Genomic DNA, 20,484 nt, shown 5'->3' on the forward strand with positions numbered 1-20,484 from the left:
GTATATCCTCTCCCTATTGGCTTCGAACGGTCTACCCTATGGCCACCATGCTACAACCCTAAAGGTAGAACTATTAGCGGAGAGCAATGATCATGGGGCCGTTGCGAACTCGTTGGCTGTGGTGAGGGTGGCGAGAGAGCCCAGAATGTTCTGGACAGAGAAGCTGTGCAACTCCTCGTTGAAGCTGCCGCAGCAGTCCTGGAGGACGACCAGTGTATAGCCGAGGTCGGCGGCGTCGCGGGTGGTCGCCTCGACAACCCAGTTCGTGGCTACGCCAGCGAGGACGAGCGTTTGGATGCCTTTGAAGGTGAGGTAGCGAGCGAGCTCGGTGTCGTTGAACGCGCTGACGCCGCGTTTTATCATCACGACTTCGTTCTCGACCGGAGCCAACGCCTTTAGGAACTCAGTCCCCCAGGTGCCTTCGACCAAAGCATCGCCCTGTATGACTCCAGCCCAGAACGGGACATCCCCATTCAGCTCTCGGTGACCGGGCCTGAAGGCGACGCGGACGTGGATGACCGGCAAGCCCTTGGTGCGGGCAGCAACGAGCGCTTTCTCGGCGTTCTCGATTGTGCGGGTTTGCTCCAGATGTGCGGCGACTCCCATCGCGGCAAACTTACCCTCGGGATGAACCACGTCGTTGACGAAATCCATGAAAAGAATGGCGGTCTTGCCTAGGTCGATGCTTTTCAACATCAGTTCCTCCTCTACATGAGTGATGACAGGCCGGCCAACCCGGCCACCGCAAAATAGGCGGCTTTAGTATTATACGATATTATTCTATTATATACCTTATTTTATAAGTATTACCATTTTTTTCTTTGATGGACAGGATCTGCGTACAACCACCACAATGGGTTAATTGACTAGCGCGACAAGCGGCGCAGTGACATTCGGGAACGGCGCAGCGAAATGGCTGAGATGCTTGGTATCAATTTATGGTTCCCGTTGTGGCCATATCGTTTCTAGTATAATGCCGATGTTGTCGGTGAACTGCATGAGGTTTAAGGTTCCTTGTTTGATGATGGGAGTCATGGGTACACCGAAGCGGTCCAGCCTACTTCTGAATGCAGAAGCTGACTCTTCGTCGGGGAGCCCGAAGGAAATGTGCTGCAGGGCACCGGAGACAAAGACCATTTTCTGCAATACTTCGGGATGGGTATGAATGAGGGCGTCTGCCTGTTCGACAAAATGCAAGCCCCATGATTCGCACGAACCAGGTTTGATCATTGCATGTCTACCGTGAAGGGGATTTGCCGGTCTGATCCCTGCCTCATGCAGTTCCATGCCTAGTACATTTACATAAAAGCTCACTGTTTCGTCCAAATTTGACGTAATCAATGCGATATGATGGAATCCTTGCCACGGGGGCGTTATTTCAAGATGCTCCTCTCCCATTACCATCATTCCTCCTAAGAATATAAAGGACCATAAACTATTTTATGACGGTAGTGATCATCAGTATTACGCTAACGGGAACGATAGCTCAACGATGATCACGCTTCTTTTGTGTAACGTGGATGCGCCGTTCGTAAGTTAGCGACAGCTCTCGAGTTCCACCGCCATTCGAAAGGCTTCGACATATTGTTGCCGAGGCTTTTTTCGGTTAAATACGGACCGCTATCGGGAACTGACACATGACAGGCGAAAGGCCGCGGCAGCAGCCGGCTCACAGTTACACGTCGGCCCGGTGTGCGATTACACATTTAGGCGTTGTAAACAGACGCTAATCTGCGTGAAATGGCGTGGAAGCTGCGTGGCTGTAAGCGCAAATCCGTTATCGGGAGTTTACATCTGTTTACCTGACGAGGGAGAGCAGACATATCTTGCGCTCGTTTTTATAACGCTGAAAGTGACGAATAGATAGCAAAGGGTTACACGAACAATTATTTTAATCTATAATAATAGTAATAAGCTTTGTTAGGGTTATGGTATGCAATTCTTAGGTTATAAGGAAGGTAAAAATGATCAACAAACAAACTAGAACAGACGTAATCTTAATTGGTGCCGGAATTATGAGTGCGACTTTGGGATCACTGTTGAAAGAATTAGCACCGGACTGGAAAATCACAGTGTTTGAGAAGCTCGCAAACGCGGGTGAGGAAAGCTCTAACGAATGGAATAATGCGGGCACGGGGCATTCGGCACTCTGCGAACTCAACTACACCGTCGAAAAACCGGACGGATCCATAGATATTAGCAAAGCTATACAAATTAATGAACAGTTTCAGGATTCAAGGCAGTTTTGGTCTTATCTTGTAAACAGAAATCTGATACGTAAACCGCAGGACTTTATCATGCCATTGCCTCATATGAGCTTAGTACAAGGGGAACAAGATGTAACGTTCTTAAAAAAACGGTTTGAAGCGCTGTCTAACAATCCCCTGTTTCAAGGGATGGAATTTTCCGATGACCCGGAAAAACTGATGGAATGGCTTCCGATTATGATGAAAGACCGTACATCGGATGAACCTATAGCGGCAACAAAAATCGACTCTGGCACTGATGTCAACTTTGGCGCTTTAACGCGCATGATGTTTGACCATTTAAAGAGTAAAAACGTCGATATAAAATTCAACCATAATGTTGATGATATTAAACGTACCAGCGACGGCTCGTGGGAATTGAAAGTGCGGAATGTCGATAGCGGTACTGTCGAACACCATACTGCAAAATTCGTCTTTGTCGGCGGCGGCGGAGGAAGCCTGCATTTGCTGCAAAAATCCGGTATTCCTGAGGGAAAACATATTGGAGGTTTTCCGGTAAGCGGACTATTTATGGTATGTAACAATCCGGATATTGTAGCGCAGCATCATGCAAAAGTATACGGCAAAGCGCCGGTTGGTGCTCCTCCAATGTCTGTTCCGCATCTTGACACAAGATTTATCGACAACAAAAAATCGTTGCTCTTTGGACCGTTTGCCGGCTTCTCACCAAAGTTTTTAAAAACCGGTTCAATGTTTGATTTGTTAACTTCCGTAAAACCGAATAATCTCGTAACGATGTTGGCGGCAGGCGCAAAAAACGTTTCATTGACAAAATACCTGATTCAGCAAGTAATGTTATCGAAAGAAAAGCGCATGGAAGCTTTACGGGAGTTTGTCCCGAACGCCAAAAGCGAGGATTGGGATTTAGTGGTAGCGGGTCAACGTGTGCAGGTTATCAAAGATACTGATGCCGGAAAAGGAACGCTTCAATTTGGTACGGAAGTTATTAGTGCCGCTGATGGCTCGATCGCTGCATTGCTCGGCGCTTCTCCGGGTGCTTCTACCGCCGTTTCCGTCATGCTTGACGTAATAAAAAAAATGCTTTCCGCAACATATAAAAGCGTGGGAGCCGAAAATAAAAGAAATGATTCCTTCTTATGGCGTGTCACTGTTGAAAAACCCAGAGCTTATCCGCGAAATTTATACTTCAACAGTGCGAACCCTTGGTCTTAGCGAAAACTTGCCGTTACAGATAGCACGCCGAACCGTATCATAAATAACGAATTTTCTATGCTAGCGGATACGATAACTCAATACACAGAAGGCTGCTTTGGTAGCCTTTTCAGCTAATTGGCAGGATACTTGCCTACAGGAACAAATGTTCGGTTATAATGTGAGAAAAGAGTAAGCGTGTTTACGTAGACTCTAAATTAGACACGAGCAACTTCCTGGAGGATATTATTATGCCTATCCGCAACTTCAACAAAAAACTGAAATGAAAGTTATCGAGTGCTTCAATTGTGTAACAGCATATCCAGTACCGGTTAATGTCGGATGTGCGATTTGTCCTACTTGTGGTCAGAAATCTTGCTCCGAGTAATGCGACACTGTGAAATCTGAATGAATCATGATCCACATGAAGAGCTGCGTTATCGAAGGTGTGATTGATTTTAACGATCCTGCTGCGGGAAAATTCGCTGTCGACGGCGAATGGATTTTTAGCTTTATGCCTATCCACGTCATATGATGAAATCGGGAGGCGAATGCTCATGTACAAAACAATGTATGACCTTGCTGCTGAAATAGCTCAGGATGTTATAAAAGCAAGAGGGGAAGCCATTGATGGCCAGAAAGAGTTAATCGAAGCTTACCTTAGTGATGAAGCAATTACGGAGTTATACAAAAAAATCTTTAGTGTTTTATGTAATCCATTAAAATAGGATTCAAGTTCAGAGCCCCGGGTATTTGACCACGGGCCATTTCTCCTTGCGCAGTGCGTTCATAAGCTCTGATCCTGCATTTAAATTGTCCTGTACCAATTGACGAGGAGTCAGTGCCATCCACTGGTTCAACGACACGTCTTCAAATCGGTCACTTTTGAAAATTTCCAGAAACCAAAGGGTTTGGTTCCCGGTGTTCTGAATGTAGTGCCCGTACGCGAATGGTACGTATCCTACGTCACCCGCTCGGTAATCGAATGTTCGGGCCGTACCATTGGATGCGAAGACCGTCATGCGTCCCATACCCGTGAGGTAATACTGCACTCATCGTTATTCGGGTGCCAATGCATTTCTCTCATTCCGCCCGGTTCAATTTCAACCAGCGCCGCCGCAATCCTGGTGGATATGGGGAAGTTGGTTGAATCAACGATACGCACCGTCCCGCCGGGAGTTCTTATCGGATTTTGCGCAAGCAGCCGATGTGTGAGAGTCTTCGGCACTGTACCATAAGGATCCGGTACTTTCTGGCTTTCCATTGTGCCAGGCACCTCCGCTTGGAATATATATCGCTGCTTGGTGGGGATGTTCGCAAAGGCGGTTTCCGGTACGCCGAAATTCGCCGAGAGCACGTCCCTTGGCGTATGAGCGAACCAATCGGAGATGGAGAAGGTGTTCAGGTCCGAGAAGCTCCCGTCGTCGAAGACAAGCAAAAACTCGCAGCCTTCCTCCAGCCCTTGTATGGAATGAGGAATGCCGGGGGGGAAATACCAGAGATCGCCTGCGCCTACATCGGCGATAAAGTTCCGTCCGTTCTGGTCAACGGCAGTAATGCGTGCCTTCCCCAAAATCATGAACGCCCATTCCGCTTGCTGATGCCAATGTAACTCACGAACACCCCCGGGGGTGAGACGCATATTAACGCCTGCAAGACTAGTGGCGATAGGCAGTTGTCTAACCGTCACTTGCCGGGACCAGCCGCCGTGGCTTAATTCCATATGAGTGTCGGAAAATGAAAACTTCAAGTTAGGGACCGTTCCGGCATCGGTAGCCGGCGGAACCAGCAGGTCGGGGTTCTCAAGATCCCTCATGACGTCCCGGGGACCGAAATCAGTTGCGCCTGCGCCATCTTTCCTGATGGGATGCGGAACATTAACCATGCCGAATGGATGAGGTCCGTACTGCATCATACAAGCTCCCCTCGTATTGACTTGCTGTGAAACGAATTTATGCCTCCAATTACAATTTAATGACGAAGAGATCATTTATATGTCGGGGAGCGGGCAATACATAATGATTCCTAGCATAATAATCCCTATTCCAATTGGTACGGATACTTGTTTATCGGAAATCCCAACCTATCGAATATGTAAAACAGCAACCCGACTGCTAAGCCAAACACTATGGATTTAAATACTGCTGGTCCAGGCCATTCAAAAGAAACCATGTCATTTAAGTAAAGTAATAAGCAGATTATCGTGAAGAGTAATGGAAAACGAAGTTTCACTGTGTTTCGCCAACTGCTAAGTTTCGATTATTGCATGGTTGAATAAGATACCTTCGCTATTTTAATATGATTTCACTTGTTCAGGAACATATGTTCTAATATAATGGGAAAGGAAATAAATTCCTTACTTGAGATGAGGGCCTTATATATGAAAATCGATACTGCTTTGCTGGTAATTGATGTTCAAGCCGCCATGTTTCCGGAAACAGACCCTGTTTACGACGCCGATGGGTTGCTTGCGCGCATTAGCGGCCTTATCGCGAAAGCAAGAGCCTGCCATGTTCCCGTCATTTATGTCCAACACAGTGAAGACGAAGGTGAACCGTTAGAAACAAACAGTCCAGGCTGGTACATACACCCTGCAGTTGAGCCTGCTGCCGGAGACCTCATCATTCAAAAGCATACTCCAGACTCATTCCACGAAACGAATCTGCAGCACGAATTAGCGGAGCTAAGAATTAAAAAAGTGGTCCTGACGGGCATTCAAACCGATATGTGTGTCGATGCAACATGCCGGCGAGCCGGTGATTTGGGTTTTGAAGTGCTCGTTGCCGAAGACGCTCACAGTACCTGGGGCCAATCGAATCAAAGCGCATCGGAAATCATTGAGCAATACAACGAGCAGTTTCGGTCTTTCGCAGACACCCGGGAATCCTCGAAAATCGAATTTTGCTCAGCGTAAACAAAGTTCTTGCCTCCCGTTTCGATTCAAAGGCCTGGATAATGAGCACAATAATGTGTATTCAGCCAACGGGTGGTGACTTTCGGTGGAGGATGAAAAGAAGAGAGACCTTATAACGGTTGAGGATGCGGAAGGTAAAACCAAGCAGCTTGCAGTCGAAGCACTGTTCGACATGAATGACAGTACTTATGCGCTGTTGAAATCAACGGATGACATCATTCTGATGCGCGTGGTCGGCAACGAAGCCGGCGAACAATATTTGGAAGGCATCGACAATGAGGAAGAGGCGAATTCCATACTGGATGCTTATCAGATTGCGATCGACGCGGCGCCTGCAGAGTAATTATCATCAATGATGAAAAAAAATCGAGTGCACGGCTAAATGCCGGCACTCGATTTTTTTTGTTTAGTTTGGCTTTTGCATCAATATTAACTTGATAAAAAATGGCACGTTTTTCTGTTTTTAATTTGGTATGATTCAGTTATCGGACAAACGACGGGAAAGAGGGTGGACATGGAAGCAGTTAAAGCCGTACAGCAAGCGATCGACTATATGGAGGAACATCTCTGCGAACGGATGGAACCGAATCGAATTGCCGAAGCCGCATTAATGTCGCTGCCGAATCTGTACCGTGTTTTCTATGCCCTGACAGGCCATCCTCTCATGGAATATATACGGAAAAGGCGTGTCAATCGGGCGGCTCATTGTCTGCGTTACTCCGAATCGCCCATTCTGGATATCGCTTTTGAAAGCGGATTTGATTCTTACCGGACTTTTGCGGCCGTATTCAAAAAGGCAACCGGTTTAACGCCAGGGATGTATCGCAAGGCCAGTTTGTATTATAGTTTCGAACGAGTAAATCTACTGGAAAGAGTCAGTTATCTGGAAGAAAGGGAGTTATCCCACCGGTTTCCGGATGTAAAGGTTGTACGGCTCGCAGCGCAGCCGGCAATCGCTTACCGCCATGGTTCCTCCGTAAGGGAGGGTTTGGAAGACGAGGCCTTTCGGCTTTTTTACAAAATGCTGGCGAGCGCTGGAATAGAAATGGAGCGAACCAGGTTGTTTGGATTCGATGCCCCGTTGTCAGACAGTCCTTCTGATCTTCACGAATACGTCATCATGGCTCCGATTGAGCTGCCTGCAGCGATCCGACATCCGGACCTTTTCGTAACAAAGCTGCCGGGAGGACTCTACGCAGAGGGTAAGGCGCCCGCTGCACCCGCTTCGGCCATCATTGCAGCCTGGAACCGGATTGTGGCCGAATGGCTCCCGCGCAGTAGCTTCAAGCTCGGCTCCCATCCGTTCGTAGAGGAGTTCTTCCATCATCGGGGCAGGATTACACGCATGAAGCTGTTTTTGCCGGTATCGAAGAAACATGAACAGGAAACGATCGAAGTTGCCGCTCTTCCCCGCAGCCGGATACTTGCTTTTAGAGCGGGCGGGATTCATGCCCAATCGTTGGCAGACGATCAATTGACTGCATGGTTGAATCAGCAAGCAGTGGTCGGTGATATTCGTCGTTCACTTTATATGTCTTATAGCTACGGCATCACTGAGTGTGACGACTCATGGTACGAACTTGGGATAGCGGCTCCAGATGACATCCATATCACTGGGGAAGATGCGGGACGAGTCAAATGGTTGGGCGGGGGACTTTACGCGTCCGTAAGCACCGTGGCATATGGCGTGATGACGGGTGTGCTGGATCTGCTTCACGAGTGGCTCTGTCAAACGGATGATTACTGTCTTGACGAAACACGCTCGTGGTTCGCCGAATATTTGCCGGCGAGCGGCCCGGAAGCGGAAAGATCTACAACCGTTATCTGTTATCTCCCCGTAATTAGAAGCAATGTGTAGAGTCATCAAGTGCGAAAGGATAGATCGCGATGTCTGAGAACGCAAAGAAGCACCGTGGTAAGTCTGGATTTACGATAAGGAGAAAAGTCCATGGTTATAAACCGCTGATCATACCTAAAGCGGCCAAGATCTTATTTGGAGGAATCGCTATGAGAAATGTTGATCACAAGCTGTCGGAAGTTGTCACAAGCCCCGTCAAGAACAAAGTCGGCAGCATATTTATCCCCGTGCGGAACATCGAACAGTCACGTGAATGGTACTGCAGGCTGCTTGGGCTGCCGACAGACTGTCCGATCATGAACGGTCATTTATGCCCGCTGCCGATGGATGGAACAGGCCTTATTCTAGACACGATGCCGATGTGGGGTGGCAATGAGCCCGGAGGCGCCCCGAATCTTAAGACTCCGGCTTTTATGCTGGTAACGGACGACCTGCAGGTATCTTACGAGTTCGCCAAAACTAACAACATCAATATCGTCACCGATATTCAATACGATCATTGGTTCATTATCAAAGACCCTGACGAAAATATGTTGATGATATGCCGCCAGTGATCTCTTTGTTCGGATCGAAGGAGATTTGAATGTCAGTATGCAAAAAGAGCGCTGTTAGGCGCTCTTTTGTCTTATCAATTCCCATCTTCTCTCATGTTCTTTTACGTTTAAGCATGAGCACCGCGGTGATTGCTGTTAGAGCAAACAGAGCAATACCGCCTACGATAATGAACGGAAGATAACTCATTCCAGCCGATGCTTTGATCGGCTCGGCAGTTGCGGTCTTTGTACTGATCGAGACAGCTGCCTCTTTCGCAGGCGCCTGTTTTTGTTTCTCCATGAACGCTCCGCTATTTATAAATTGTTGCAATCGTTCCCTGATGCCATCATGTTCTACTGCACGGGCGATCTTCAGTGTACGATAATCGGGAGAATCCACTTTGTACACTCCGTACGCTGATTTATAATGGTCGTCATCCTCATCAAGTGAAAATAATCCATAATCACCGGCAGCAGGTTCTACTGAATTCGGGTTGTGAGGAAATGCTATCTTTATCTTTTTTTCTTCCATCGTGCCCATCAACGTGTTCTGGACATCGACTGTGTACATGCCATCCTTGTAGGAGGTAACTTTCCCGATAACAAGTGCGTCTTGATCGCCTCGTGCAATCCACTGATCGGTGTCTCCTGCGTATGCGGCCGGAGCGAGCAACATAAACGCCATAAAAAGAATCGATAGCTGTGTCAAAATTTTTGCTCTCATGCGTGCACACTCCCAAGATCGTTTCGCAATTGTTATGTTTAGACTCTATCCGCGAGGGAAAGTTGTGGTCCTTTTATATAGACGCAGTGCATGCAAGACGGCCTCGTATGACGGCCAAACGTTGACAGGCTTACGCTCCTGCCTTAATATCGGAGATGAGATAGGAGGAGGGACGCAGCATGATAAACCAGGCAGCGATCGGTTACGCGATGATGGCGGCAAAAGCACAAAGACTCTCTGATATCGAGATCAAGGCACTGTGTCAAGCAATGCACGATATTATGCACTTCGTTAATGAAAGAGTCGCTACGGAGGCATACGGTGAGCTGGAGTTACAGCCATACAATGACGATTACGACGGCAGCCAGATGGCTCTCGACGCGGATGTATACGCATTTTGGCTTAACGATATGGACGAGGAATACGAGCGGAAGTACCGGGCGGAATTCGATGCAGTGAAGAGTAGAAAGTGACCGGCGGCCTTACGGCCGTCTTTTTGTTTGCATAAGCACGCCATTATTTTCCTTTATCAATTTCACTGATGAATCATATAAGGTCATTCTATTTGACCCTTATCGCTTGCTATGGTACGGTCAAGAGAGCAAATATAAATTTGATAAGAATACTCGGAATTAGATGATCACATGCTGCGCGAGGTGGTATTATTGGAACTTCATGTTACGAACAGTCCTTTTAATCAAGATCAAGTTGATCTGCTCAATCGCCTGCTGCCAATGCTGACGGAAGCACAGCGGATGTGGCTGAGCGGTTATCTTGCAGCTTTGCCCGGAACTGCTATGCCGGCGGCGTCCGGCGCTGCACCTGCTTCGGCTTCGGCGGGGAATGTGATCGCAGCCTCCAACGAGGTGACCGTGCTTTTCGGATCACAGACAGGCAACTGTCATGGCTTGGCGAAAAAAGTGGCTAAAAAGCTCGAACAGCAAGGGGTTCACGTTACGCTGTCGTCGATGGCGGACTTCAAGCCGAACGGCTTAAAGAAGGTTCAAAACCTGCTTTTACTGGTGAGCACTCATGGTGAAGGGGAGCCGCCGGACAACGCTATTGCTTTCTATGAATTCCTTCACAGCAAGAGAGCGCCGCAATTGGACGATCTGCGGTATTCCGTGCTGGCGCTCGGGGATACGTCCTATGAGTTTTTCTGCCAAACAGGCAAGGACTTTGACCAGCGTCTGGAACAGCTGGGCGGTAAGCGTCTTGCCCCGCGTGCGGATTGTGATGTCGATTTTGAGGAAGCGGCTTCGGAGTGGATGAATAAAGTTGCTGAGACGCTAACTGAGGCGTCCGCCTCCCCGGCAAATACAAGTATTGTGAGCGCTACAACCGAGAGTGCAGCCGAATCGGAGTACTCAAGGTCAAATCCGTTCCAGGCCGAGGTTCTGGAGAATTTGAATTTGAACGGCCGAGGGTCTGCCCGGGAAACTCGCCATCTCGAAATTTCCCTGGAGGGATCGAATCTTCAATACGAACCTGGTGACAGCTTGGGCATCTACCCGGAAAACCATCCGCGCCTTGTGGATGAGCTGATCGAAGCTATGGGCTGGACAGCTGAGCAGCTAGTTACCGTTAAGAATGGCGATCAGCGCACGTTGAGAGAGGCGCTGCTGCGAAATTATGAGATTACCGTGTTGACCAAGCCGTTATTGGAGCAAGCATCAAAGCTTACGACGGATAGTCGCCTGAAAGAGCTCTTGAATCCGGGACGCGAAAAGGAACTAAGGGCGTATATTGGCGGTCGGGATCTATTGGATCTGGTGCAGGATTATTCTCTTAAGGGAGTGCCTGCAGATGAATTCGTATCGTTCCTGCGCAAGATTCCTGGTCGCCTATACTCGATCGCAAGCAGCTCGAAAGCTTTTCCGGATGAGGTTCACGTTACTGTGCGTACGGTGCGCTACGAGACCCATGGACGTAATCGATACGGCGTATGCTCCTCTCAGCTTGCGGAGCGTGTGCAGCCTGGCGACACTCTGCCGGTATATATTCAGCACAACCCGAATTTCAAGCTTCCGGACAATCCGGATACTCCAATCATTATGATTGGGCCGGGCACGGGCGTTGCTCCTTTCAGGGCGTTCCTGGGAGAACGGGAAGAGACCGGAGCGCAGGGAAAAACGTGGCTTTTCTACGGCGATCAGCATTTCTCCACAGACTTCCTGTATCAGGTTGAATGGCAGCGTTGGCTCAAGGACGGCGTGCTGACACGCATGGATGTGGCATTCTCCCGCGATACCGACCATAAGGTGTACGTACAGCACCGGATGCTGGAGAAGAGCCGCGACCTGTACCAATGGCTGCAGGAGGGGGCGTGTGTGTATGTTTGCGGTGACGAAAACAAGATGGCGCATGACGTCCACGCAGCGCTGGCCGATATCCTCGAGAAAGAGGGCGGCTTGAGCGCGGATGAGGCTGCGGAATATTTGAGCCGTATGCAGCAGCAGAAACGTTATCAGCGGGATGTTTACTAAGTAAAGTCCTTAAGGTTGCGAGAGGGGTAATGCAAATGTCCGACAATCATTTACTTTCATCGAATAGTGCGCCGCACAGTGACGTTGAGGATATTAAGAGAAGAAGCAATTATTTGCGGGGAAGTCTTGCAGAGACATTGGAAGATGTCATTACCGGGTCCATACCCGAGGATGATAACCGGTTAATGAAGCATCATGGCAGCTATATGCAGGATGACAGGGATCTGAGGAACGAGAGGCAAAAACAGAAGCTGGAACCGGCGTATCAGTTTATGCTGCGCGTGCGTGCGGCGGGCGGGGTAGTGACGCCTGAACAGTGGTTGATGATGGACCGGATCGCGCAGAAAAATGCCAACGGAACGATTCGTCTGACGACTCGCCAGTCCTTTCAGCTGCATGGTGTGATCAAGTGGAACATGAAGAAGACGATCCGGGAAGTGAACGACGCTCTTCTAACCACGCTGGCAGCTTGCGGCGACGTGAACCGCAACGTCATGGCCAACCCGAATCCGTACCAGTCGGAAGTTCACTCGGAAGTATATGAGTGGGCCGGCAGGCTCAGCGAGCATCTGAATCCTCGGACCAAAGCCTATCATGAAATCTGGCTTGACGGTGAGAAGGTGGTCGACAGCCAGGATACCGAAGGCGAGCAAGAGCCGATCTATGGGCCTGTCTATTTGCCGCGAAAATTTAAAATCGCTATAGCCGTTCCTCCTTCTAACGATGTGGACGTATTCTCGCAAGATCTGGGCTTGATCGCGATCGTCGAAGACGGGCGCCTGCAAGGCTTCAACGTTACTGTAGGCGGCGGTATGGGAATGACGCACGGCGATCCGAGCACTTATCCTCAGCTTGGCCAAGTGATCGGGTTCTGCACACCGGATCAGATCATCGATGTCGCGGAAAAGACAGTCACCATCCAACGCGATTACGGCGATCGCTCGGTGCGTAAGCACGCGCGGTTCAAGTACACGATCGACGATCGCGGGATCGAGTGGTTCATTGCTGAACTAAGCCATCGATTAGGCTGGCAGCTAGAGGAAGCACGCCCGTTCCATTTTGATCATAACGGGGATCGCTATGGCTGGGTGAAGGGCATCAACGGGAAATGGCACTTGACCCTCTTCATCCAGAACGGGCGGGTGAAAGACGAAGACAACCTTCTCCTCATGACGGGCCTGCGGGAGATCGCCAAGATCCATACCGGCGATTTCCGGCTGACACCGAACCAGAACCTGATCATAGGAAGCGTAAGCAGCGAGAAAAAGAAAAGGATCGAAGAATTGGTCAAGGAATACGGGCTCACCGATGGGGCTCACCACTCGGCATTGCGGAGAAATTCCATGGCGTGCGTGGCTTTCCCCACCTGCGGATTGGCGATGGCCGAATCGGAGCGCTACCTTCCTTCGCTGCTGGATAAGATCGAGCCTATGCTTGCTGAAGCGGGGCTGCGGGACGAGGAAATCGTGATCCGTATGACCGGCTGTCCGAATGGTTGTGCCCGGCCGATGCTGGCGGAAATCGCGTTCATCGGTAAAGCGCCCGGCAAATATAACATGTATTTGGGCGGAGGTTTTGCCGGAAACCGGCTGAACAAGCTGTACAAGGAAAATATCGGCGAAGCCGAGATTCTGGAGTCGCTGCAACCGATTATCGATCACTATGCGAAGGAACGGCAGGAAGCCGAGCACTTCGGTGATTTTGTCATCCGCGCGGGCTACGTAAGAGAAGTTCGTTCGGGTCAGGACTTTCATTCATAATGCTGGCAGCAATCACACTCTTGTAAAGCCGGATCCCAATGGGATTCGGCTTTTTCTCGTTTTCACGAGCGGATGCAGAGTCGTGTATAGCGGGCTGATGCAGCGTTGTGGAAGAAAAAGGCTGATGCGAGCTAGTGAGCTTGCGGTGTGAAAACGGGTAAGAAAGAGGATGTCTGTATCAGGAGGAATGAAAGGTGACCGAAACACAGCGTGCACACTCTGTCTCTGATCCGGAACCGCAATCGGAAGAGCTCCTTATGCAGGAATTGGAAAAATACCCTAAACATAAAATGAACAAGGATGACGTGTATCGGGTTGCCCGAATGGTAAATGAATACCAGGGAAAAATCAAAGCGCATTTGCACGAGCAGCAGGAAAAGAAGGCCGGCCGTATGGACCGTTTTGCTGACAGGGTAGCCAATTTTGGCGGCAGCTGGCGGTTTGTCGCCGCACTGACTGTCATCCTGACCGTATGGCTGATCTGGGACCACGGCCGGCTCTCACTGTTTATGCTCAGCTTCAGCCTCTCTATATTTACTGTCTTTCAAGCGGCGCTCATCCAGATGAGCCAAAACCGGCAGGCCATGAAGGATAAGCAGGAGCAAATGCTCGATATTGCTATCAATTATACGGCAGAACAGGAAAATTTAGAGATCCAAAAGCGGCTGACACATATTGATAAGCGGCTGCACGGGTTGGAGAAGAACGGGGATGGCTAAAACCGATAACTTAGAATTCAGTTATAGATATCCTTGTTGCAGCCCCTTCAAGGGCTGCTTTTTGTTTTCCCGGGACTAAATCACTAATTGTTATATAACAATAAAATAATTTAAAAAACAGTATTGCAACAGTTTTAGATATTGTTATATAATGACATCACATTAATAAATCTGTTATACAACAGATAACCTCGGGGGTGAAACGGATGGACTGTCCGATGTGTCACGGTAATGGAGAACTGGATTGCCATGATTGCGAATCCGTAGAGCAGATGGAGAGAAGCGCCCCTGCAGAATTCCGGTGTGAGCGGTGCAATGACACGCACATCGTATCTTGTTACCGCTGTGCGGGAAGCGGATTCCTCGAACAGTATGCGTAGGCAAGGTCATTAGAAGAAGAGTCGTCAGATCTCAGGGAGAGGAAGATGCCGAGTGTTGAAGGAAGCTATGCTGGAAGAACTGGAAGACAGGTGGCGGCAGCCGCGGTATGTGGGGATTGAGCGTCCGTATCAGGCGCCGGATGTCCTCCGATTGAGAGGATCCGTTCTGGTAGAGCAGACGCTGGCACAGAGAGGTGCGGCACGTTTGTGGAAATTGCTCCAAGAGGAAGATTATGTGCACGCACTCGGAGCACTGACGGGAAACCAAGCCGTGCAGCAAGTGAAAGCGGGATTGAACGCCATCTATTTAAGCGGTTGGCAGGTGGCGGCAGACGCGAATCTGTCCGGCCATATGTATCCCGACCAAAGCTTATATCCGGCGAACAGCGTTCCCCATGTCGTGAAGAGAATCAATCAAGCGCTGCAGCGGGCCGATCAGATCCAGCACTCGGAGGGCAAGAGCGATATTGATTTCTACGCACCGATCGTAGCGGATGCCGAAGCGGGATTCGGCGGGCCTCTGAACGTTTTTGAACTGATGAAATCGATGATCGAGGCCGGCGCGGCGGGTGTTCATTTTGAAGATCAATTGTCGTCGGAAAAGAAGTGCGGACATATGGGAGGCAAGGTACTGCTGCCCACGCAGCAAGCGGTGCGCAATCTGATCGCAGCCAGACTGGCAGCTGACGTCATGGGAGTGGACACCGTAATCATCGCGCGAACCGACGCCAATGCCGCAAGACTGATCACGAGCGATGTCGACGAGAACGATCGGCCGTTTTTGACGGGGCAGCGTTCTCCGGAAGGTTTTTTCTATGTAAAAGAAGGCCTCGAACAGGCGATATCGCGAGGACTCGCCTATGCCCCATATGCTGATCTGGTCTGGTGTGAAACGTCGGAACCGAATCTGGAGGAGGCCAAACGATTTGCCGAAGCCATCCACGCACAATATCCCGGCAAGCTGTTAGCCTATAACTGTTCACCGTCCTTTAACTGGAAGAAGAAGCTTAGTGAACACGAGATCGCCGGCTTTCAGCAAAGGCTGGGGCAGATGGGTTACAAATTCCAGTTCGTGACTCTTGCCGGTTTCCACGCATTGAATTACAGCATGTTTACATTGGCCAGCGGCTACAAGCAGCGCGGCATGGCAGCCTACTCCGAGCTGCAGCAAGCCGAATTCGCAAGCGAAAAATATGGCTATGAGGCTACTCGCCATCAGCGTGAAGTGGGCACCGGTTATTTTGATGAAGTGACGCAAGTGATTGCGGGCGGCAGTGCAACCACCACAGCGCTTACCGGTTCTACGGAAGAAGAGCAATTCGCTCAATGATACATGCCGGAGGAGGGATACGGAAATGAGGGATATACAGCGGGTCGGGATGATGGAACTGCGGGGAGAAAGGAAGAGACCTGGCCACGAGGAAATCCTTTCTTCTAACGCTCTATCATTCGTCGCAAAGCTCGAGACGTATTTCGGGCCGCAGCGCAACCGTTTGCTGCAGCGGAGAGAGGAACGACAGCGTGAGATCGACCGGGGACGGCTGCCGGATTTTTTGCCGGAGACGGCTCACATCCGCAATGGGGACTGGTCGATCGGCGCAATACCGGCCGACCTGCAGGACCGCAGGGTCGAAATCACCGGTCCGGCAGGGGATCGCAAGATGGTCATCAATGCGTTGAATTCGGGTGCCAGAGCGTACATGGCGGACTTCGAAGATTCGAATTCCCCGACTTGGTCCAATACGATTGACGGACAAATCAATTTAAGGGATGCAATTAACGGCACGATTCGCTTTGAAAATGAACAAGGCAAAATATACACCCTGGGAGAGTCTCCGGCAACCTTAATGGTGCGCCCCCGCGGATGGCATCTGGACGAAAAGCATTTCCTCGTTGACGGTTCGCCGGTATCCGCAAGCTTGTTCGATTTCGGACTTTTCCTGTTCCATAATGCCAAGGTTTTACTTGAACAAGGAACCGGCCCTTATTTTTACTTACCGAAGATCGAAAGCCATCTGGAGGCCAGACTCTGGAATGAAGTCTTTGTCTTCGCGCAGCGGGAGCTCGGAATCCCGGAGGGGACGATCAAAGCAACGGTACTGATCGAAACCATTCTCGCCTCTTTTGAAATGGATGAAATTCTGTACGAACTGCGCGATCATATTGCCGGCTTGAATTGCGGCAGATGGGATTACATCTTCAGCTATATCAAGAAACTGCGGAACCGGCCGGACGTCATTTTGCCAGACCGCGGCTTGGTCACGATGGAGTCTCCGTTCATGAGGTCGTATTCGCTGCTTGCGATTAAAACTTGTCACAAACGGGGCGCCCTGTGCATCGGCGGCATGGCGGCACAGATTCCCGTCAAGAATGATCCGGCTGCAAACGAAATAGCGGTCGGCAAGGTCCGCTCCGATAAGCTTCGCGAAGTCAGGGACGGACATGACGGGACCTGGGTCGCTCATCCCGCTCTTGTGCCGGTCGCGATGGAGGAATTCGATGAATGGATGCCGTCGCCGAATCAGGTTGACCGACAGCTTGATCAAGTTCACATCACAGCTTCCGATCTGCTTGAAGTTCCTCAAGGTCCTATTACGGAAGCCGGAGTCAGACTGAATGTCAGCGTGGGGCTTCAATATATGGACGCTTGGCTGAGAGGTTCCGGCGCCGTTCCGATCTATAATCTCATGGAGGATGCGGCCACCGCCGAAATTTCCAGAGCGCAGCTATGGCAATGGATCCGGCACCCCAAAGGCGTCCTGGAAGACGGCAGACAAATTACGGCCGAATGGTTCGAACTCATTGTGAAGGAAGAGTCGGACACAATGATGCAAGAGCTTGGTCCGGATTCGCTTCGGCAGCTTAACTTCGTTCTGGCAGCCAAGTTGTTCCGGGAGATGATACTCTCCGAAACCTTTGAGGATTTTTTCACCACACGCGGTTATTGTTATTTAGCCTAAAGTCCATAAGAGGAGGAAAAATAATGATCAACAACACTGGAAACACGACGGGTACGACGGCGGAGAAAGCCTGCTGCTTTGCATGCGGGGAGACGATGGACAACGAACAGCCGAGCGGCTCCTCGATCCTTTGCAGCAGCTGCGGCGATACCGCCGATCTGCCGATGTCGGCTTATTTTTTAAACCAGTATTATTACCGTTTTGCAGATTGAATTCGGTTCAGTTCAAAAGGGGCTTTCCCAAAAGGTCTAATATGACTTGATGGGCAGTCCCTTTTTGTGTCTGGAAAAACAAAAAGCCCCGCGTGGTCAGTAAAGTCGATAAGCGGTTGAAGGCAAAAAGTGAACACGCATTACTTCAAAAATTTAACAAATTGCATTGTAATGAAAGCGCTTTTAAATTATAATTATTGGTAATGAACGTTCATTGAGGAGTATACATGACACCTACAATTAAAGATGTAGCGGCAGCTGCCGGTGTTTCAATCGGCACCGTATCGAAAGTGATCAACAAGTCCGGCTTTGTAAGTGAAAGAATAAGAGAGCGTGTTCTTCTTGCAATCTCTCTTCTAAATTATAAACCCAACGCCATAGCCAGAAGTTTAAAGCAGTCGAAAACAAAACTAATTGGAATCCTTGTTGATGATATTTCAAACTTATATACGATGAAGATCATCAAAGCTGTGGAAAATTTCGCCTATGAAATGGAGTATAACCTTATCTCCTGCTCACACAACAATCAAGCTGAACAAGAGAAGAAAGCGCTTCAGTGGTTATTGGAAAAAAGAGTTGACGGTATCATTATCATGCCTATCGGGAGTGATTTGGATGATTTAAATGTGCCTAACATAATGCCTTTAGTCTTCGTCGAGACCAAGGATAAGAATGAGCGCTTTGACAGTGTAATACATGAAAATATGCATACTTCCGCCGGCCTAGTAGAGCATCTATATTCACATGGTCATCGAAAATTTCTATTTATTCATGGCTCACTGCGCCATTCAGCCGAGAAAGAAAAATTAGTCGGGATCCGACAGGCAATCAGCAATCTTAAACTCGATATTGATGAGCAGAACTTTTTGGACGCAGGAACGACTTTAGACTCCATCGCGGCTTCTGTTAGAAACTACTTGAAACATGAAGGATTGCCACAAGGGATATATGCTACGAATCACTTAGCCTTAGCTGGAACGATTAGAGCTCTGTGGGATATGGATATTCGCGTTCCAGATGATATTGCGATTGTTGGTTTCGGAGACATCGATACCTACGGCATTTTGAAACCAAGTGTTACGGTAGCAAAACAAGATCCTTACGAGGTTGGAAAGATCGCATATGAGACATTGTTCGAGAGAATCGAAATGGATAAACCGATTAGTGAACCAAAAGAGTTTGTAATAAGTCCTAAAATTATTCTCGGTGCATCTTGCGGCTGTCATCCCATTGTTAATCATCGAGTCCCAGAGGTCTTATCTCACCTTATAAATGAAACGTTTCATTCTGAGTGAAAAAATCAACCGAATTGGAGGTGATGTAGGAATATAAAAAGGCTTAAAGGTTGCAGAGTTGTGTTATTAAGCCATGGTACATATCAAAGTTTATGGAGGGATAAATTCAATGAAAAAGATCATTAGTTTACTGATGGCATTAACAATTATCGTTGTTCTGGCCGCTTGTGGATCCAACTCAGACACAAAAGATAATGCTTCCGGTAGCTCTGCGTCTAACACTGCCTCTAAAGATGCCAATACGGCAAATAATTCTGCAGCCGGGAATGAGAAATTAAAGATTGGAATGTCAAACTCCATTTTGAGTATAGATTTTTTTTGTTGCTCTTAAGCAGGGCGTAGAGCAAGGAGCAGCCAAAAACGGTTATGAGCTTATCAACACCAACGCAAACGGAGATGCAGCCAAACAAGTCGCAGACATCGAAGATATGATTCAAAAAGGCGTCGACGCTATTATTGTTAACCCGCAGGACATTGATGCTATTGTCCCTGCCATTGAGAAAGCAAATCAGGCAAAAATACCAGTGATTGCGTTGGATCGCGGGGCTTCCGCTGGTGAGTTACTGTCATTTCTTGAGACAGATAACGTTGAAATGGGACGGAGAGCTGCGGACTATATTGCAGAGGAACTGAAAAAAGAATACGGAGACTACAAAGGTAACGTGGTGGAACTGCAAGGTCTGCTAGGTACATCTGCTGCACGTGATAGGGGTAAGGGATTTAACGAGCAAATGGAGCAAAAGTATCCTAATATCAAAATCGTTGCGCGCCAAGCCGCGGATTTCAACCAAGAAAAGGCACTCAATGTCATGACTAATATTCTTCAAGCCAATTCTGAGATCGATGCCGTTTTTGGCCATAATGATGACAATACAGTGGGCGCTGCTAATGCTGTAGACCAAGCAGGAAGGTTTAAGGCGATTGGGGACAAAGATCACATTGTTATTATTGGAATCGACGGCACGCGAGGTGCTGTGCAGGCCATTAAAGATGGAAGAATCGATGCAACAATTTCCCAAGTACCGATCGAGATGGGTGAATTAGCGGTTGAATATGCGAAGCAAGCACTAGTTGATAAAAAGACAGTAGAGAACCATACTTTTACCCGCAATTTCCTTGTAACTAAAGAAAACGTGGACAAAGAGAAGCTTTGGGCTACTGAACTAAAAGGTAACTAATCAGTCGCCATTTTGGTCTGGAAGGGTATTCGTGAAATTCACCCTT

General features: G+C 48.9%; 18 protein-coding genes and 2 pseudogenes. 16 read left to right on the forward strand and 4 right to left on the reverse strand.

The window, feature by feature from the left end; translation table 11 throughout:
* Nucleotides 1-90 precede the first annotated feature (90 nt).
* Nucleotides 91-696 (reverse strand): cysteine hydrolase family protein, encoded by a 606-nt coding sequence (locus SD71_RS11245; protein WP_041062782.1) that lies wholly within the window; start codon nt 694-696, stop codon nt 91-93.
* Nucleotides 697-936: 240 nt separating this feature from the next.
* Nucleotides 937-1,398, reverse strand: a complete 462-nt coding sequence (locus tag SD71_RS11250; protein WP_041062785.1) for a VOC family protein — start codon at nt 1,396-1,398, stop codon at nt 937-939.
* Between the two features lie 566 nt (nt 1,399-1,964).
* Between SD71_RS11250 and SD71_RS11255 the strand changes: the two are divergent.
* Nucleotides 1,965-3,483 (forward strand): annotated as a pseudogene (locus tag SD71_RS11255) (malate:quinone oxidoreductase).
* 493 nt (nt 3,484-3,976) lie between these two features.
* A complete protein-coding gene (locus SD71_RS23980; protein WP_161793379.1) occupies nt 3,977-4,147 on the forward strand; it encodes a hypothetical protein in 171 nt (56 codons plus the stop codon).
* Nucleotides 4,148-4,156: 9 nt separating this feature from the next.
* Here the strand turns inward: SD71_RS23980 and SD71_RS11260 are convergent.
* Nucleotides 4,157-5,331, reverse strand: a pseudogene (locus tag SD71_RS11260) (oxalate decarboxylase family bicupin).
* Nucleotides 5,332-5,799: 468 nt separating this feature from the next.
* On the opposite strand from SD71_RS11260, the gene SD71_RS11265 reads away from it, so the two are divergent.
* From SD71_RS11265 to SD71_RS11280, 4 genes are all read left to right on the forward strand, one after another.
* Complete coding sequence (locus tag SD71_RS11265; protein WP_041062787.1) at nt 5,800-6,333, forward strand: cysteine hydrolase family protein; 534 nt, start codon at nt 5,800-5,802, stop codon at nt 6,331-6,333.
* Between the two features lie 85 nt (nt 6,334-6,418).
* Entirely contained in the window at nt 6,419-6,676 is a 258-nt protein-coding gene (locus tag SD71_RS11270) for a DUF1292 domain-containing protein (RefSeq protein WP_041062790.1), read from the forward strand.
* A gap of 171 nt (nt 6,677-6,847) precedes the next feature.
* Entirely contained in the window at nt 6,848-8,191 is a 1,344-nt protein-coding gene (locus SD71_RS11275) for a helix-turn-helix domain-containing protein (protein WP_052476164.1), read from the forward strand.
* Nucleotides 8,192-8,340: 149 nt separating this feature from the next.
* The gene (locus tag SD71_RS11280; protein ID WP_200889588.1) at nt 8,341-8,745 is read left to right on the forward strand and encodes a VOC family protein; all 405 of its coding nucleotides are present in this window, start codon (nt 8,341-8,343) and stop codon (nt 8,743-8,745) included.
* Nucleotides 8,746-8,836: 91 nt separating this feature from the next.
* On the opposite strand, the gene SD71_RS11285 is transcribed toward SD71_RS11280, so the two are convergent.
* Nucleotides 8,837-9,448 carry a hypothetical protein gene (locus SD71_RS11285; RefSeq protein WP_041062793.1) on the reverse strand — a complete coding sequence of 204 codons (612 nt, stop codon included), beginning with the start codon at nt 9,446-9,448 and terminating at the stop codon, nt 8,837-8,839.
* 179 nt (nt 9,449-9,627) lie between these two features.
* Between SD71_RS11285 and SD71_RS11290 the strand changes: the two genes are divergently transcribed.
* The 10 genes from SD71_RS11290 to SD71_RS11330 all read left to right on the forward strand — a co-directional run bounded on the left by SD71_RS11290 (nt 9,628) and on the right by SD71_RS11330 (nt 20,438).
* Nucleotides 9,628-9,921 (forward strand): hypothetical protein, encoded by a 294-nt coding sequence (locus tag SD71_RS11290; protein WP_041062796.1) that lies wholly within the window; start codon nt 9,628-9,630, stop codon nt 9,919-9,921.
* Between the two features lie 192 nt (nt 9,922-10,113).
* Nucleotides 10,114-11,934, forward strand: coding sequence for an assimilatory sulfite reductase (NADPH) flavoprotein subunit (locus SD71_RS11295; RefSeq protein WP_041063171.1), 1,821 nt, complete (start codon nt 10,114-10,116; stop codon nt 11,932-11,934).
* Between the two features lie 35 nt (nt 11,935-11,969).
* Nucleotides 11,970-13,694, forward strand: coding sequence for an assimilatory sulfite reductase (NADPH) hemoprotein subunit (cysI, locus tag SD71_RS11300; protein WP_041062799.1), 1,725 nt, complete (start codon nt 11,970-11,972; stop codon nt 13,692-13,694).
* 194 nt (nt 13,695-13,888) lie between these two features.
* Nucleotides 13,889-14,413: a DUF1003 domain-containing protein gene (locus SD71_RS11305; protein ID WP_052476165.1), complete on the forward strand. Its 525-nt coding sequence runs from the start codon at nt 13,889-13,891 to the stop codon at nt 14,411-14,413.
* Nucleotides 14,414-14,860: 447 nt separating this feature from the next.
* A complete protein-coding gene (gene aceA, locus SD71_RS11310; protein WP_041063177.1) occupies nt 14,861-16,123 on the forward strand; it encodes an isocitrate lyase in 1,263 nt (420 codons plus the stop codon).
* Between the two features lie 25 nt (nt 16,124-16,148).
* On the forward strand, nt 16,149-17,753 hold the full coding sequence (gene aceB, locus SD71_RS11315; RefSeq protein ID WP_082034185.1) for a malate synthase A: 1,605 nt from the start codon (nt 16,149-16,151) through the stop codon (nt 17,751-17,753).
* 23 nt (nt 17,754-17,776) lie between these two features.
* The gene (locus tag SD71_RS11320) at nt 17,777-17,965 is read left to right on the forward strand and encodes a hypothetical protein (RefSeq protein ID WP_041062802.1); all 189 of its coding nucleotides are present in this window, start codon (nt 17,777-17,779) and stop codon (nt 17,963-17,965) included.
* A 227-nt stretch (nt 17,966-18,192) separates the two neighbouring features.
* Nucleotides 18,193-19,260 carry a LacI family DNA-binding transcriptional regulator gene (locus SD71_RS22195; protein WP_052476166.1) on the forward strand — a complete coding sequence of 356 codons (1,068 nt, stop codon included), beginning with the start codon at nt 18,193-18,195 and terminating at the stop codon, nt 19,258-19,260.
* A 109-nt stretch (nt 19,261-19,369) separates the two neighbouring features.
* Nucleotides 19,370-19,591: a hypothetical protein gene (locus SD71_RS23610; protein WP_152619422.1), complete on the forward strand. Its 222-nt coding sequence runs from the start codon at nt 19,370-19,372 to the stop codon at nt 19,589-19,591.
* A 43-nt stretch (nt 19,592-19,634) separates the two neighbouring features.
* Complete coding sequence (locus SD71_RS11330; RefSeq protein ID WP_235427087.1) at nt 19,635-20,438, forward strand: substrate-binding domain-containing protein; 804 nt, start codon at nt 19,635-19,637, stop codon at nt 20,436-20,438.
* Nucleotides 20,439-20,484 lie beyond the last annotated feature (46 nt).

The organism is Cohnella kolymensis (assembly GCF_000829465.1).
In the GTDB taxonomy this organism is placed as follows: domain Bacteria; phylum Bacillota; class Bacilli; order Paenibacillales; family Paenibacillaceae; genus Cohnella; species Cohnella kolymensis.